Origin of the sequence: Pseudocitrobacter sp. 73 (genome assembly GCF_008369545.1) — a bacterium.
GTDB lineage: Bacteria > Pseudomonadota > Gammaproteobacteria > Enterobacterales > Enterobacteriaceae > Pseudocitrobacter > Pseudocitrobacter vendiensis.
Genome location: NZ_VTZO01000051.1, coordinates 1 through 15054, shown reverse-complemented (window position 1 = coordinate 15054; position 15054 = coordinate 1). Strand labels below are relative to the sequence as shown.

At 49.6% G+C, this 15054-nt stretch carries 13 protein-coding genes, 2 tRNA genes, 1 other RNA gene and 2 pseudogenes; 8 read left to right on the top strand and 10 right to left on the bottom strand.

What is annotated here, in order from left to right; all coding sequences use genetic code 11:
• Positions 1–23: 23 nt before the first annotated feature.
• Positions 24–2252, bottom strand: a pseudogene (locus F0Q32_RS25265) (Tn3-like element Tn3 family transposase); the annotation flags it as partial.
• Between the two features lie 13 nt (positions 2253–2265).
• Between F0Q32_RS25265 and F0Q32_RS25260 the strand changes: the two are divergent.
• Positions 2266–2610, top strand: a pseudogene (locus F0Q32_RS25260) (WbuC family cupin fold metalloprotein); the annotation flags it as partial.
• A gap of 46 nt (positions 2611–2656) precedes the next feature.
• Here the strand turns inward: F0Q32_RS25260 and F0Q32_RS25255 are convergent.
• The gene (locus F0Q32_RS25255) at positions 2657–3532 is read right to left on the bottom strand and encodes an extended-spectrum class A beta-lactamase CTX-M-15 (RefSeq protein WP_000239590.1); all 876 of its coding nucleotides are present in this window, start codon (positions 3530–3532) and stop codon (positions 2657–2659) included.
• Positions 3533–3787: 255 nt separating this feature from the next.
• On the bottom strand, positions 3788–5050 hold the full coding sequence (locus F0Q32_RS25250) for an IS1380-like element ISEcp1 family transposase (RefSeq protein ID WP_000608644.1): 1263 nt from the start codon (positions 5048–5050) through the stop codon (positions 3788–3790).
• A gap of 187 nt (positions 5051–5237) precedes the next feature.
• Between F0Q32_RS25250 and F0Q32_RS25245 the strand changes: the two genes are divergently transcribed.
• Positions 5238–5453: a CsgE family curli-type amyloid fiber assembly protein gene (locus F0Q32_RS25245; RefSeq protein WP_370516905.1), complete on the top strand. Its 216-nt coding sequence runs from the start codon at positions 5238–5240 to the stop codon at positions 5451–5453.
• 164 nt (positions 5454–5617) lie between these two features.
• Positions 5618–6580, top strand: coding sequence for a CsgG/HfaB family protein (locus F0Q32_RS25240; RefSeq protein WP_149465124.1), 963 nt, complete (start codon positions 5618–5620; stop codon positions 6578–6580).
• Between the two features lie 105 nt (positions 6581–6685).
• On the opposite strand, the gene F0Q32_RS25235 is transcribed toward F0Q32_RS25240, so the two are convergent.
• Together F0Q32_RS25235 and F0Q32_RS25230 are read right to left on the bottom strand one after the other, a co-directional pair.
• Positions 6686–7951, bottom strand: a complete 1266-nt coding sequence (locus F0Q32_RS25235) for a hypothetical protein (RefSeq protein ID WP_149465123.1) — start codon at positions 7949–7951, stop codon at positions 6686–6688.
• A gap of 41 nt (positions 7952–7992) precedes the next feature.
• Positions 7993–8490, bottom strand: coding sequence for a hypothetical protein (locus F0Q32_RS25230; RefSeq protein WP_149465122.1), 498 nt, complete (start codon positions 8488–8490; stop codon positions 7993–7995).
• 382 nt (positions 8491–8872) lie between these two features.
• Between F0Q32_RS25230 and F0Q32_RS25225 the strand changes: the two genes are divergently transcribed.
• Positions 8873–9277 (top strand): curli assembly protein CsgF, encoded by a 405-nt coding sequence (locus tag F0Q32_RS25225; RefSeq protein ID WP_149465121.1) that lies wholly within the window; start codon positions 8873–8875, stop codon positions 9275–9277.
• A 44-nt stretch (positions 9278–9321) separates the two neighbouring features.
• Here the strand turns inward: F0Q32_RS25225 and F0Q32_RS25220 are convergent, their stop codons facing one another.
• The 4 genes from F0Q32_RS25220 to ghrA form a co-directional block, all read right to left on the bottom strand.
• A complete protein-coding gene (locus F0Q32_RS25220; RefSeq protein ID WP_149465120.1) occupies positions 9322–9804 on the bottom strand; it encodes a DUF1097 domain-containing protein in 483 nt (160 codons plus the stop codon).
• Positions 9805–9900: 96 nt separating this feature from the next.
• On the bottom strand, positions 9901–10455 hold the full coding sequence (locus tag F0Q32_RS25215; protein WP_149465119.1) for a molecular chaperone: 555 nt from the start codon (positions 10453–10455) through the stop codon (positions 9901–9903).
• Positions 10456–10475: 20 nt separating this feature from the next.
• Positions 10476–11213, bottom strand: a complete 738-nt coding sequence (locus F0Q32_RS25210; RefSeq protein ID WP_188016912.1) for a phosphatase — start codon at positions 11211–11213, stop codon at positions 10476–10478.
• Positions 11214–11306: 93 nt separating this feature from the next.
• Positions 11307–12245, bottom strand: coding sequence for a glyoxylate/hydroxypyruvate reductase GhrA (gene ghrA / locus F0Q32_RS25205; RefSeq protein ID WP_149465117.1), 939 nt, complete (start codon positions 12243–12245; stop codon positions 11307–11309).
• Between the two features lie 267 nt (positions 12246–12512).
• Between ghrA and F0Q32_RS25200 the strand changes: the two genes are divergently transcribed.
• Positions 12513–12600 (top strand) — tRNA-Ser (locus tag F0Q32_RS25200).
• A gap of 46 nt (positions 12601–12646) precedes the next feature.
• A non-coding RNA gene (locus tag F0Q32_RS25195) (RtT sRNA) lies at positions 12647–12783 on the top strand.
• 83 nt (positions 12784–12866) lie between these two features.
• On the opposite strand, the gene F0Q32_RS25190 is transcribed toward F0Q32_RS25195, so the two are convergent.
• The gene (locus tag F0Q32_RS25190; RefSeq protein ID WP_149465116.1) at positions 12867–13769 is read right to left on the bottom strand and encodes a LysR family transcriptional regulator; all 903 of its coding nucleotides are present in this window, start codon (positions 13767–13769) and stop codon (positions 12867–12869) included.
• A gap of 114 nt (positions 13770–13883) precedes the next feature.
• On the opposite strand from F0Q32_RS25190, the gene F0Q32_RS25185 reads away from it, so the two are divergent.
• Together F0Q32_RS25185 and F0Q32_RS25180 are read left to right on the top strand one after the other, a co-directional pair.
• A complete protein-coding gene (locus tag F0Q32_RS25185; protein WP_149465115.1) occupies positions 13884–14744 on the top strand; it encodes a pirin family protein in 861 nt (286 codons plus the stop codon).
• Positions 14745–14915: 171 nt separating this feature from the next.
• Positions 14916–15003 (top strand) — tRNA-Ser (locus tag F0Q32_RS25180).
• Positions 15004–15054 lie beyond the last annotated feature (51 nt).

The following is a 15054-nucleotide window of genomic DNA, read 5'->3' as shown; positions in this document are numbered from 1 at the left end:
GACTATTTGCAACAGTGCCCTATTTTTCGGGGATCTGATTGCCCTCTGGCAATATCATTCAGCACGCCATAGTCGGCATCATGGTCCATTCGCCAGAAAACCGAAGCACCGGCATCAGCCAGGCGTGGAGAAAACTGGTATCCCAGCAGCCAGAAAAGGCCAAAGACAAGTTCGCTGGCACCTGCTGTATCGGTCATAATTTCGGTTGGATTCAGCCCGGTCTCCTGTTCCAGAAGACCTTCCAGCACAAAGATAGAGTCCCTCAGCGTCCCCGGTATAACGATGCCATGAAAGCCGGAATACTGATCGGACACAAAGTTGTACCAGGTGATCCCTCTGTTATTACCAAAGTATTTGCGGTTCGGTCCGGCATTGATTGTTCTGACTGGCGTAACAAAGCGCATTCCATCTGCAGATGCCACTTCTCCTCCACCCCATATCTGTGCCAGTGGCAGCGTTGCCTGAAAATCAACCAGTCTGGCATTAGCGCTGGTGATAGTTTCAGCCCGCAGATAGTTCGCTTTTGTCCAGTTCAGCCGGTGTCGGGTCAGTGCAGGAACATTTGATCTGATCAGTGGTTCCAGACCGATATTGCAGGCTTCAGCCATCAGCACGGCGCTGATGCTGACGGGCAGATCATCAACTCTGGCACTGGCTTCACTAGCATGGAAAAACTCATCAGCAAATCCGGTATGGGCGTTAATTTCGAGCAGCAACTCCGTTAAATCCACCGGAGGGAGTAGATCACTGATCATTTTGCTCAGTCGTTTCAGACTGTCCGGCTCATCAAGACTGGCGAGGGGAGAAATTGTCAACCGGGGCTTCGGGCCAGAAACATCGAGTTCGACAGCCTCATTTTCGCAAAGACGTGCAGCAACCTGTCTGTAACGACTATCAAGCTGATGACCCAGAGATTTTATTGCTTCCTGCGGGTCTGTCGGGTGCCCCAAAGAACGATAAACCTTAATCCGGTTTGCCTGCCAGTCAGCACCCTGTAGTAATCTTGCACGAGGATCTCCCCACCGGTTACTGCCGGTAACGTAGACATCCCTCCGCCTCAGACTATCCTGCAGTTTACTGAGAAAGCAGAGCGTGTATCCCCTGCGGGTGATATGTTTTTCCTTGTTAATCACCAGCCGTTTCCATGACCGACTGATAATTTCCGTTGGTGCGTCGTCAAAAAACTGCCGCCGTGAGCTGAACTCCCGGCTGAGGTAGTCACAGGCATTCAGAGTGGTAACCCCGGCAGGTGCGGATGAAAATTTAACGGTATTCAGCAGATGGGGCAGGAAACGACGAACGCGCCCGTACTGCTCCACCATTTCTTCATGAAAATTATCGTCTGAGGGCCGGGCAATTTCACGGACAAGCGTGATGATTTCAGCCAGCTTTTGCCTTGGGATGTAGCTGAACACCTCAGCACGAATCGATTCGCCCGGTGTTTCTTCTTTCAGCAGGTACGAACATGCGCTGGCGAGCGCCAATGCAGATTTATCCAGATCCTTCAGCGAGCGGAGCCGTTTTTTCTGCCCAATCTTTCTGGCGTCACGGATGATAACGGCCAGCATGGCGTCCAGAACGTCCAATGCATCATCCAGCGCCAGCGTTTCCCATGCAAGGACAAAGGCAACCAGAACCGCCATCCTTTTCTGCGGTGACATCCTGGCAATATTGAACACCGAAGTCATACCAGCATAACGTGCGAGATTTTTCAGGCGCACAGCCGGGAGTGTACTCAGGTTTTCAGCATGCAGGCCAAAATCGTTCAGAGTTTTCCAGCGTTCAATTGCTTCATTAAACGCCGGACCACTGATGGTCACAGGGCCCTTTTTCAGTGATTCCAGTAAAGACAGGCGGCTGCAATCAGTTGGCCCCAGCAGCATCTCCAGCTGTGAACGCTGTTCGGCTGACGGTATCAGTGCCAGTTTGTTCCACAGGCGCAACGTCGCCTTTTCCCTTACCTCTGAAATCAACCGGGTCAGCGTAGTGGCTCCGGGGAGAATAATACGATGTTGCATAAGCCACCCTGTCGCCAGATCGAAAAGCAGGCCAGGACGTTCGTTGCTTATCCAGCTCCGGGTATATAAAAGACGGGTAAGGCGAAATGTCCAGGGCCAGGCAAATTCACGATACTGATAGTGCTGACGTATCAGCGCTGCATGCTCACGGCGGGTATTTTCCCTCTGACCGTATTCTGCAAGAACGGTGATATCACGAATCCCGAGCTGTCTGGCGGTAAAATGCCGGACGCCGGAAGGAATATGACCTGGGACCTACGTGCGCCCGCACCGACACCCTCACACCTTCGAGCTACTGTTGCCATTAAGGGGTCGTTTCGTGGTGCTGAATTTTGACGATCGGGGTACCGTCACCCATCGGGCGATATTGGGGGAAACCTGTACGGTGCTGGAGATGGCCGCAGGAACCTGGCATGCCGTGCTGTCGCTGGATACCGGTGGCATAATTTTTGAAGTAAAACACGGTGGCTATCAACCCGTGGCTGCCGATGACTATGCGCACTGGGCTCCAGCGGAAGGAGAACCAGGAACCACGGAGCTTATGGCCTGGTATGCGCAAGCGCAGGTGGGCGACAGCACTTTTGCCGTCTAAGGCGATAAACAAAAACGGAATGAGTTTCCCCATTCCGTTTCCGCTATTACAAACCGTCGGTGACGATTTTAGCCGCCGACGCTAATACATCGCGACGGCTTTCTGCCTTAGGTTGAGGCTGGGTGAAGTAAGTGACCAGAATCAGCGGCGCACGATCTTTTGGCCAGATCACCGCGATATCGTTGGTGGTGCCATAGCCACCGCTGCCGGTTTTATCCCCCACAACCCAGGAAGCAGGCAGTCCAGCCTGAATGCTCGCTGCACCGGTGGTATTGCCTTTCATCCATGTCACCAGCTGCGCCCGTTGGCTGTCGCCCAATGCTTTACCCAGCGTCAGATTCCGCAGAGTTTGCGCCATTGCCCGAGGTGAAGTGGTATCACGCGGATCGCCCGGAATGGCGGTGTTTAACGTCGGCTCGGTACGGTCGAGACGGAACGTTTCGTCTCCCAGCTGTCGGGCGAACGCGGTGACGCTAGCCGGGCCGCCAACGTGAGCAATCAGCTTATTCATCGCCACGTTATCGCTGTACTGTAGCGCGGCCGCGCTAAGCTCAGCCAGTGACATCGTCCCATTGACGTGCTTTTCCGCAATCGGATTATAGTTAACAAGGTCAGATTTTTTGATCTCAACTCGCTGATTTAACAGATTCGGTTCGCTTTCACTTTTCTTCAGCACCGCGGCCGCGGCCATCACTTTACTGGTGCTGCACATCGCAAAGCGCTCATCAGCACGATAAAGTATTTGCGAATTATCTGCTGTGTTAATCAATGCCACACCCAGTCTGCCTCCCGACTGCCGCTCTAATTCGGCAAGTTTTTGCTGTACGTCCGCCGTTTGCGCATACAGCGGCACACTTCCTAACAACAGCGTGACGGTTGCCGTCGCCATCAGCGTGAACTGGCGCAGTGATTTTTTAACCATGGGATTCCTTATTCTGGAAGATACGAAATAACAACAACATGAATAGTCCCTAAATTCCACGTGTGTTTTTTATTAGCTTCAAAAATCACTATTTCACGAAGAATTTAGACTGCTTCTCACACATTGTAACATTATTTACAACCACCTTTCAATCATTTTTGATAAATCATTGATTTCATCTTTGCTGCAATGATACTTAATAAACTCTGCAAGTTATCCACAGAGCAACACTCAATTTTATTGATGATATTCTTATTATACCAGACATTTTTCATACACTCCCTTGTACGGATAGTTTTCCGACAACTTCATGATTACATATCTTGCGGTTTTGATTATTTTTGCTGCAAGAAATACATACTTCAAACGAAAGGTCTTTATTTGCTGTCTGTATTCTGAAGAGTCCAAGGAATCAAACTTGAACAACAAAAATAGGTTATATGAAAGCATCATCATTTGAAACACGGCTTCATTCGCCCAAAATGACTTTAGCAAGAGATGACCCACCGCCATGTCGTATTTGGCTTCTTTGATATAGTTTTCAGCATTACCACGCTTTTCATAGTATATAACTACTTTTTCAGAAAGCAAGGTAGTATTTGTTACAAAGAAAAAGTAGTCGTATTCGGAACCTTCTAAAAGTGATAATTGTGCTCTTTCTTTTTCTGGTTTCAGTACGCGAGATACGACAAATCTTCTGTCTTTTTCCCATTTAACTAATTTTGTATACAGTTCTGTAGTTTCTCTACCTTCTTCTCCTTTAACGAATACAATTGATGAATTCGTTGCTTGTGAGGTGAGTGTAGAATAACTTTTGGCTTTAATTAAATATTTGCATCCAAGAGATTCTATCGTTTCGATAATTTTTTCATCAAAGTAGCCACTATCCATTCGAAATAAAATTTCTAAATCGTCTGATTTGATGTTAGCAACAATTTCTTTGATCATTTCCGCAGCACCGTTTGCAGTGTAAGTATTGCCACTTCTTACAAATCCGGTAACATATGCTTTTAATTCGTCGCAAAATGCAAATTGGATATTGTAGCATCGGTTTCCCAGTTTCTTAGGATTATATCCTTTTGACGCACCTTCTTGATGACCTTCTACGTTAATTACACTACTATCAATATCAATCGTAATGGATGTCAATTTACTTTTAGTGAGCAGTTTTTTAAAGACTTTAAAATTAATGTCTCTAAACATTTGGGTTGTCTTGAAGTTGAAGTTTCCTAGAAACCGTGACACTGTTTCAGGTTCTTTTACGGAAATATCAAACTCGTTGACGAGGGGATCATTTTGAAGTAGCTTTAGACGTTCTAACTTATCAATGCCAATGAAGTGACCGCAGAGCATGGTCTTTATATGATTCATCTTGATTTTATTTGTTGAGTCATTATCAAATACGAGGTCATTTTCAATAAAATCAAAAATCCCATTGCTTTTTGCATTCTCAAGGAGCAGAAAAAGACCTGCATTTGATGTTAGATTCTTAGCTTTGAAATCAATTTTATTAATCATAATTAGAACCCCTTTTTACTACTTTTCTTACTATTATTTTACCATATATCGAGTCATAAAAGCTGATAATTTAACATATTTTTGAGCACTTTTCTTTCACCCAATGGGTGAAAGCTGAATTTCGAAGGAATGCATATTTATCAAGGCTTTGATTATGCTTTTTGAAGTACTGACGTAGAATCTAGGCCTGATTATTATTGAACGCCCCAGCGCACGCTGGGGCAGTATTATGACTATTCGCTATAATCAAGATATTGTCTTCCAGACAATAGTTTCACCTGTCATGCGAAATTATGATGCGGTGATTACACAAGCCGTCACATCAGTACAGGAAGAAATACAAAAAAGGATTATAAATCAAGCATTATTGCAAACTGGAGACCTTTCCTCCGACGAATATTAATCTGAATTATATTATAGAAAAATAGTCCTTTTGTGCTGTTGTAATTTACAACCCGGAAAATAGTCGTAGCACAATTAATTATTATTAATTGTGCTTGCGGCTTCTTGCGTAAATATTTCACAGAGGGGTATTTAAATGTCACCATTCAGAGAGGCAAGAACAAGATGCGTATCGTTACTCTGGCAGTTGTAGCTGGACTCTTGTCTGGGTGCATTACAACACCACCACAAGAAGCCGCCAAACCTACATTACTTCCGCGTGATGCGACCTATAAAGATCTGGTTTCGCTCCCTCAGCCACGCGGAAAAATATATGTTGCTGTCTATAATATTCAGGATGAGACGGGCCAGTTCCAGCCTTATCCGGCCAGTAACTTTTCAACATCGGTACCACAAAGCGCCACGGCAATGTTGGTTTCCTCTCTGAAAGACTCTCGCTGGTTTGTTCCTCTGGAGCGTCAGGGGTTGAATAACCTGCTTAATGAACGAAAAATTATTCGTGCCGCTCAGCAAAATGGTACCGTCGGCGATAATAACGCCAGCCCGCTCCCCTCGCTCTATTCAGCTAACGTGATTGTTGAAGGGTCGATTATTGGCTATGCCAGCAACGTGAAAACCGGTGGCTTCGGCGCGCGCTATTTTGGTATTGGTGGCAGCACTCAGTATCAATTGGATCAGGTGGCCGTTAACTTACGTATCGTGAATGTCCATACTGGCGAAGTACTCTCTTCGGTGAATACCAGCAAAACGATTCTCTCTTATGAAATTCAGGCGGGCGTCTTCCGCTTTATTGATTATCAGCGTCTGTTAGAAGGCGAAGCGGGCTTTACCACCAACGAACCGGTGATGACCTGTCTGATGTCGGCCATTGAAGAAGGCGTCATTCACCTGATTAACGATGGTATCAACAAGAAGCTGTGGGCGTTAAGTAATGCTGCGGACATCAACTCCGAAGTCCTGACGCGCTATCGCAAAGAGGCCGTAGAAGGTTTGCTGATGCCCGATGAACTCACGCAATCGCCGCCGCCACAAACGGTTCGCCCGAACGTGTCAGCACAGGCACCGCAACAAAGTCTCGCCCCACCGCAGTCACCGTTACCAAAAGCCGCGAGCGAAAGCAGCTCATGATAGCGTTCCTTGCCGGCTGTCTGCTCTGCGCAGCCGGATTTGTTCCTCTATTCTGCGCATAGAAAAGCCGCCACAATCGTGGCGGCTCATCGGGCAAAACATCACTTAGTGTTGATTCACAATTGCTGTGTTGCCAGACCCAGTCTGTTTCACATATGCCGTGGTTGAAATGCCTGCGACGGTTTGATTGATGTTCACACTGCTGCCATTGGCGCTGGTTTGCAGCACTTTAGCGGCTGCCACCAGGGTGCCGTAGCCGCCACCGTATTTATCATCATCGAACGATTTATCCCAGTTGCTGCCGCCACTTTGATTAATAACAACATCGCTGTCTTTGGTGCCGCTGGTCTGATCGACATCCACCAGACCATTATTGACGTTGGTGGTCGCGGTAACAGTGTTACGACTGGTCCCGCCGCTTTGATCGATGGTCGCGATACCATTACTGCTGTTCTGTTCAAGCGTAATGGTGTTGCTGCTACCATTCTGGTTAACCGTAGCCTCGTTTTTGAAACCAAGCTGAGTCACATCCAGCACGTTACCCCCGCTGCTGTGACCGCTGCCGCCTTTACGATCGTTTTTACCGTCGTAGAAGCCGCCGCCGGTTTGCGTCAGGTCTGCGGTGTTGTAGTTGCCTTTCTGTTTCAGTGTCAGGTCGTTGAAGCTACCAGACTGATTCACGGTTGCGCCGTTGCCTTGCCCATTCTGGCTAATATAGGCTTCGTTAAAGTTACCGGAAAGGTTTGCCGTCAGGTCATTTTTACCTTTCTGGTAAATTACCGCCTTGTTATGCGTACCCGATTGACCAGGACTGTAAATGTGGTTATCACTCTGATCCTGGTTAATCACCATTTGGTTATCGGAACCACTTTGGGTGAAGGTATTACCGGAAGAGCCACCTTTCGAATCGAGTAGACCAGTACCAATGGTGTTGTTTTTACCCCCACTTTGGCGGATATACAGCAGGCTGCTTTTGGCGGTTTGCAGGGTGCTCAGGGAGTTATTTCCCCCTTCCTGATAAATCAGCGTTGAGGAGCCTTTTGCTCCATCCTGCTCAACGTTAGCCAGATTATTGCCGCTGCCATAACCCGAGCCGCCTTTATCATCCCAACCGCCATGTCCGCCGTGGCCACCATGACCACTGCCGCTTGAGCCCCCCTGGTAGATGGCGACGTGTTCACTGTTGTTACCCGCATTCGGCCCGAAGCCGGGTAATTCGCTGCTGTGTGCGGCAACCGCGTTGTTAGCAAGCCCAGCGGTTGTGGTGAGTTCGGAATTACCACCGTCGGTTACCGCAGGTCCGGTATATTGCGCGAAGGCACTTCCAGAAATAACTAATGATGCGATTGCTGTCAATTTCCAGAGATTCATAGTAGTACCTATTATGTCGTTAACGTAACGGGTTAAATGAACTACCTCGTATAGCCATGGGTGACTTTTACGGTGATAGTTTTACCTACTCCAGTTTGACTTACCTTAATACCTGCCAGGTTATTTCCAACCTGAACAATTTTCGCATAGTTCGAATAACCATCCTGAGAAATAGCTGCTGCATTCCCAGAACCTCTTTGTATTATTTCAGCATCATTACCCCAACCCGCCTGACTAATAATAGCAAGATCATTATTGCCATAAAGTTGTGTAATTTCAGCCGTATGCCCTCCACCTTGTTGTTGAATAATTGCGTTGGTATTTCTACCTGTATGATATTGATCAATATCAGCCCGGAGCCCATCACCATTCTGTTTGATCCATGCGTTGGTCGCATTGCGAGGTAAGTTCAATTTATCGGGTAACGCGTAATCTTCAGCAGACAGGGAGGACAAATCAGGATGTTCATTTGAATTAGAATGTGCATGAACACCCATAGGAGTAAAGGTCAGTAGTGCTGCGAGGACATAGCCTCTCATAAAATACCTCCGGTCGATGTAATGAAACTATTGATTACCCCCTTTTAAGAAACGAATATGCTACTGCATCCCGGCACATTGCCAGGCATATACAAAATTTCACATATGGTAATAATATTATTCCTCTGAGGTTATTTCGTACTCATACAAAAACAGGATTTGTCCGTTATAGTCAGAAAAAAGTGCTATTTTTCCGACAAGGTATTATGCCGCAAATAAAGAATCAGATTGATTTTTCTCACTATATTATTTTGTGCTGAAGTTATTCAGAGTGTTTACATTAAGCACCGTGGAAATCTTTGTACAGGGAACTATGATAAAAGCGTCGTGATACCACACGTTCTCAAAAAACAATATCGCAGTATTTGATTGAGGGCACACCATGTTAAAACGTCATAAAGTGCTGTTGGGTCTGACAGGCATTATGTTGGCGAACGTCTGTACCGCGGGGCAGCTTGTCTATACCCCGGTAAACCCAAATTTTGGTGGTAACCCATTAAATGGCTCCACGCTGCTTTCCGAAGCACAGGCGCAAAACGGCTACTCCGCGCCGAACTCCGATGATTCGTTTGATCAAACCTCTGCACTCAGCGCCTTTACGTCATCAATCCAGTCTCAGCTACTGGGGAGCTTGATGGGTAACGTCAGTCAGGGGAAACCCGGTAAGCTGGTGACGGAAGATTTTATCGTTAACGTGACCAATACTGATGGTCAGTTGGTGATGAATATTACCGACAGAAAAACCAATCAAACCTCGCAAATTGAAATTAGCGGCATGAGCAACTGAATCGCCTCTGGGAAAAAAATCGGCGACCACAAGGCCGCCGATTTTTATTCTTCAACTGCATGTTGCGTTGAGGCGGAAGTTCGTCGCTTTGCCAGCCATAGCCCACTGTTTTTCATTGCGAAACCGAAAACTAACCCAACGGCCAGTGAAGGCACCACCAGACGCCAATCGCCCTGCCCGGCAAACGTTGCGCAGGCCCCGATAAACGTACCGGGAACGAACGACAGCAACAGCTGTTTCGCCTGAATACACATCAGAAACGCCACCACGCCCGTCATCAGGTAGCCGACGATTTCCATGTGCGGCGCCATTGCGCTGCCGTAAATGATCACCTGCGCCCACAGCACGCCGCTCATCGTGGTGCATGCGGAAATCAGCAGGCCCTTCAGCCCACCTTGTGGGCAGGCAAAATAAGCGGTACAGCCAAGGAAGCCGGCCCAGCTTAATAATCCCAACGACACCGCTACCCAGCCCCAAACGCCGGAGAGAATGCCTGTGGTGATTGCAATAGAGAGAAGTATGTTCATGGCGGGCATTTTAGCAGATGCCCGCCGAGTTAGTGAGATCGCGAACACGTTTTACACAATACAATTACATCGATTGCATCACAAACGTGATTTACATCACTCTCCTTCCTCTTCCTGCAGCTCATCCCACATCGCGCTAATCGCTTCGCGGGTCAGGAGCGCCAGGGTACGCCAGAAGGTGGTTGCTGCATGGGCTTCCACTTTGCCAAGGAAAGTGCCGACCCAGGGAAGAAGATATGTTTCGAACAGCGTCTCGAGTGCCTCGTTTTCATCCTCTGCCGCATTATCTTCCAGCCAGGAAGCCGCCAGCAGTAACGTCCCAATATGGTCGGCTGGATTTTCTCCCAGCGGCATGCCGCGCGAAGTCAGAAACGCGCGCACGTCGGTTTCTGTCGCACCGTCAACCCATGCGCTACGGTATGGGGAAACCCGGCACTCTTCGCCCACAAACAAGGCATTATAATCTGCGGCAATTTGCTGAATATCACAGCTCTTTTGCAGACGGGTCAGCAGTTCATCCTGCTCCAGCGGCCAGTTCGCCGCCAGCTTCCCTTCGCGGATCAGGGTGAACAGCGGCACCAGCAGCGGGTCCTGCGGCTGACGATAGTACAGTGAGCCCAGCGCCCGGCAGAGAATTGAAAACTCGTTCATTAATTAATCCATCTCATTCATTAAAATTCGGCAAATTCAGGAACCGGAGCTTTGCCGCGTGACTCCAGGAAATTCAGGAAACGGCGTGGGGTAACATTCAGAATACGATCTTCCGGGAAATTGACGGCATCAAGGATCTTCCGACACTCCGTAAATTCACCCAGCGTGAACGCCGTGTGGGAATCCGAGCCCAACGCCAGCCAGCCTCCGGCATCGCGAACCGCCGCTGCTATGGCTGTGCAGTTATCTTCGCTGCCCACGCGCGAAGTCAGGAAAGATGAGTTATTGATCTCCAGCGCCACCTGATATTTGGCAGCTGCCTCGGCCACGGCCTGGATATCAACCGGGAATTTCGGGTTCCCCGGATGGCTAATCATATGCACGTTACCGCTGGCCATCGTGGCAATCATCGCTTGCGTGTGCGTGGCTTTATCTTGCGGCGGGAAAACTGGCTCGTGGAAGCCTGCAATAATGAAATCGAGCGAGGTCAGCATGGGCCCGGTACAGTCGATTTCACCCTGGGTATTTTTGATGTTCGCTTCGATCCCGCGCAGGATCCCCACGCCATCAACGATACGCGGCCAGATACGCATATTAATAAAGTGCCAGGCGTGCGGTGCGTCGGCCATATCCGGGCCATGATCGGTAATAGCAAAGAGTTTGATGCCTTTACGTTTCGCTTCGGCAATATAGTCATGCAGCGTGCTATAAGCATGCGTACTGGCAACAGTGTGCATATGCAGGTCAACGGGATACATCACATTCTCCTCTAACGTCTTAGCGCCAAGAATAGCAGGAAATCTGGCCTTTTATTAGCGAAAACCCGGCAGAAGCCGGGTTTGTGAAGGCGATTAATAACCGCGCTGGCGGTCAACCTGGCCACTCACGTGGTCGCCGCGCTCCAACCCGGTAATTGTTCGGGCGATATACGCAATGGCTTCCTGTGGACGGGTGACCGCGGCGATGTGCGGGGTCATCACCACGCGCGGATGCTGCCACAACGGGCTTTCCTGCGGTAGCGGTTCACGACTGAAGACGTCGAGCATCGCGCCCTTCAGTTTATTGTTATTGAGCGCCTGTAACAGTTCCTCTTCCACAACGTGCACGCCGCGCGCCAGATTCAGCAGATAACTGTTATCCTGCAACTGATTCAGCAGATTAAGATTAATAATCCCAACAGTTTCCGCCGTATTCGGCAACAAGTTGATTAAAACACGCGTTTCACGCAGGAAATCGCCCAGCTCTTCAGTTCCGGCAAAACTTTGCACACCGGGTAACGTTTTACGGCTACGGCTCCAGCAACGTACCGGGAAGCCCCACGCCAGCAGGCTTTCAGCCACTTTACCGCCCAACACACCAGCGCCCATAATGCCGATAGTGAAATCTTCGCGATGATAGTCGGCCAGAGGCTGCCACTCCGATTTCTGCTGCTGCGCCTGATAATCATCAAAGCGGCGGAACCAGTGCAGCACCTGACTTACGGCATATTCCTGCATTTGTAGGCCCATACCGGTGTCTTCGAGGCGAAACAGCGGAATCGACTCCGGCAACATTTCCGGGTTCGCTTTTAACTTACTGAGAATGGAATCGACGCCCGCCCCCAGCGCAAACACGGCTTTTAAATCGCGGCCCTGCAACATTTCTACCGGTGGATGCCAGACCAGCGCATAGTCGGCATGCTGATTGTCGCCCTTTTTCCACTCGCGAACGTTCGCGCCCGGCAGTTGCTTGCTCAGTTGGGCAATCCAGTACGGGGTATCAAAGGTCGGATGGTAAAAGATGATCTCCATAACTACTCCTGACATAAAGCGCCATCGTATTTTTATCTCTTCGGCGCGGTATTGATTGATTTTTTTAGCGGATCCTCAGCATAGCAAAATTATCTTATCACTCCCGTAAAAAGCATTGTGGTGGCAAAAAAGGCGATTTATGACTGATTTAAAAGCAAGTTGCTTGAAGTTTGTCTAAACGAACCTTTTTTTAAAAAAGTTTATTGACGCAAGCAGCGGATTTCCCTAAATTAGCGCCCGTTCCAGCAGCAACGGAACAAACAATATGGTGAGGTGTCCGAGTGGCTGAAGGAGCACGCCTGGAAAGTGTGTATACGGCAACGTATCCGGGGTTCGAATCCCCGCCTCACCGCCATATTCAAGAAAGAGCTCGTACGAAAGTACGGGCTTTTTTTTTTCGCATATTGCACAAACTGGCGGGGATGAGAAGCCCGGACCGGGGTTCGACAACTGGCGCAGCCAGTTGGACAGACCGCGAACGCAGTGAACGGGCTGCCCGAAGGGCGAGCGCAGCGAGTCAATCCCCGCCTCACCGCCATATTCTAAGAAGAGCTCGTACGAAAGTACGGGCTTTTTTTTTGCATGTTGCACAGCCCGCAGTGCAGCGGGTCCCTCCCCCTTTTATTCCTCCTCCATCTTCTGGTACTCCTCAGCCAGATAATCGACCAATGCTCTGACCGAAGGCAGTAATCCACGCCTGGATGCAAACACCGCATGGATCACCTCGCGACGCGGTTGCCACTCATCAAGTACTGATACAAGCGCCCCTGACGCCAGCTGATCTCTCACCATCAGCAGAGGTAATTGCACAATGCCTACACCCGCTATCGCAGCTTCACACAGCGCCAGCATGTCGCTTGTTATCATGCGCGGCGTAAACCAGACTTCAGCACGCGCGCCCTCCGGTCCACTCAATTCCCAGCGATGCTGTTTACCCGCGCCAGGGCTTAAACCAGGCCAACCGCTCAACGTAGCGGGCGCCTGCGGCTTGCCCATACGCGAAACCAACTCGGGGCTCGCGACCAGTCGATGGCCACGATCCGCCAGCACGCGCATCACCAGATCGCTATCTTCAAAGGGCCGAGGACGTACGCGTATCGCGACATCTATCCCTTCCGCCACCACATCGACACGTCTGTTGGTCGCCTCGAGCTGCACATTGACGCCCGGATAACGCACCATAAATCGCGCCAGCATCGGACCAACGTGCACATGCAGTAATGTGACAGGGCATACGATCCTCACCGTACCGCGCGGTTCTGATTGTAATGTCGCCACCGCGTCCTGCGCCGCCTCCGCCTCTACCAGCATGGCTTTGCAGTGCTGATAGAACGTCTGCCCTACGTCTGTCACCGTAAAATGCCGGGTGGTGCGATGGATTAACCTCACCCCAAGCCGCGCCTCAAGTTGCGCAATACGCCGACTCAGTTTCGACTTCGGCTGATCGAGCGCCCGCCCGGCTGCAGCAAATCCTCCGTGATCCACCACCTGCACAAACCATGCGAAATCATTGAGATCCTGCATATCTACCTCACTGTTCTATTTTCAGAACAGTGTAGCGCTATTTTGCCATCTACCGGGATATTAACGCCAAAAGTAAGCTTAATAACATCAGAAACAGAAATGCTGGAGATTACGATGAAAAAGATTACAGGCGTGTATACCGCCCCCGCCCCACATTGGGTGGGTAATGGCTTCCCGGTACGTTCACTGTTTTCGTATCAGAGCCACGGTGAGCAGTTGAGCCCTTTCCTGCTCCTCGATTATGCCGGGCCTTTCACTTTTCCGGCGGGAAGCGAGAAGCGCGGTGTCGGTGAACATCCGCACCGTGGATTTGAAACCGTCACGCTGGTGTACGATGGCGAAGTGGAACATCGCGATTCAACGGGTAAAGGCGGCGTGATTGGCCCAGGAGATGTCCAGTGGATGACAGCAGGCGCGGGAATTTTGCACGAAGAGTTTCATTCTCAAGCCTTCAGCCAAACCGGCGGTGAACTCAAGATGATTCAGCTATGGGTCAACCTGCCGGCAAAAGACAAGATGACCCCGCCAGGCTACCAGAGTATCCGCGCAGAGGATATTCCGCACATCGCATTACCCGATGGTAGTGGCTCTCTGCGCGTCATTGCAGGCCGCTATCAGGACACAAACGGCCCGGCGCACACCTTCTCGCCGCTGAATGTGTGGGATATGCAGTTAAAACGCGGGCATGACGTTGAATTTAAGCAGCCCAATGGCTGGAGCACCGCGCTGGTCGTGCTGAAAGGCGAAGTTGCCATAAACGGTGGAGAACGAGCCCACGAAGGTCAGTTGGTGGTATTCAGCCAGCAAGGTGAAGCGTTCTATCTCCAGGCACAAACGGATTCCAGCGTACTGTTACTGGCAGGTGAACCCCTAAACGAACCGATTGTCGGTTACGGGCCATTTGTAATGAATAGCAAGGCGCAAATTGCCGAAGCGATTGACGATTTTAATACTGGCCGCTTCGGCCAAATCTAAAAACTGCTCGATTCACAACACTAATTACCTCCCCGTTCGCATCCGGACGGGGAATATGTTCAATGCTTAACCGAACGAAAGATAATTAAGAAATTATGCTTGACCGTTTTAGGGCAACTCCCTATAGTAGCGCCCCGTTGCCACCCAAGCAGTTCGGCAGCAAAACAATATGGTGAGGTGTCCGAGTGGCTGAAGGAGCACGCCTGGAAAGTGTGTATACGGCAACGTATCCGGGGTTCGAATCCCCGCCTCACCGCCATATTTTAAGAAGAGCTCGTACGAAAGTACGAGCTTTTTTTTCGCCTGTTGC

What these genes read in the sequence shown, in the direction of transcription:
- F0Q32_RS25255 (WP_000239590.1), bottom strand. Translation starts at nt 3,532, where the DNA reads ATGGTTAAAAAATCACTGCGCCAGTTCACGCTGATGGCGACGGCAACC.
- F0Q32_RS25250 (WP_000608644.1), bottom strand. Translation starts at nt 5,050, where the DNA reads ATGATTAATAAAATTGATTTCAAAGCTAAGAATCTAACATCAAATGCA.
- F0Q32_RS25240 (WP_149465124.1), top strand. Translation starts at nt 5,618, where the DNA reads ATGCGTATCGTTACTCTGGCAGTTGTAGCTGGACTCTTGTCTGGGTGC.
- F0Q32_RS25235 (WP_149465123.1), bottom strand. Translation starts at nt 7,951, where the DNA reads ATGAATCTCTGGAAATTGACAGCAATCGCATCATTAGTTATTTCTGGA.
- F0Q32_RS25230 (WP_149465122.1), bottom strand. Translation starts at nt 8,490, where the DNA reads ATGAGAGGCTATGTCCTCGCAGCACTACTGACCTTTACTCCTATGGGT.
- F0Q32_RS25225 (WP_149465121.1), top strand. Translation starts at nt 8,873, where the DNA reads ATGTTAAAACGTCATAAAGTGCTGTTGGGTCTGACAGGCATTATGTTG.
- F0Q32_RS25220 (WP_149465120.1), bottom strand. Translation starts at nt 9,804, where the DNA reads ATGAACATACTTCTCTCTATTGCAATCACCACAGGCATTCTCTCCGGC.
- F0Q32_RS25215 (WP_149465119.1), bottom strand. Translation starts at nt 10,455, where the DNA reads ATGAACGAGTTTTCAATTCTCTGCCGGGCGCTGGGCTCACTGTACTAT.
- F0Q32_RS25210 (WP_188016912.1), bottom strand. Translation starts at nt 11,213, where the DNA reads ATGTATCCCGTTGACCTGCATATGCACACTGTTGCCAGTACGCATGCT.
- ghrA (WP_149465117.1), bottom strand. Translation starts at nt 12,245, where the DNA reads ATGGAGATCATCTTTTACCATCCGACCTTTGATACCCCGTACTGGATT.
- F0Q32_RS25190 (WP_149465116.1), bottom strand. Translation starts at nt 13,769, where the DNA reads ATGCAGGATCTCAATGATTTCGCATGGTTTGTGCAGGTGGTGGATCAC.
- F0Q32_RS25185 (WP_149465115.1), top strand. Translation starts at nt 13,884, where the DNA reads ATGAAAAAGATTACAGGCGTGTATACCGCCCCCGCCCCACATTGGGTG.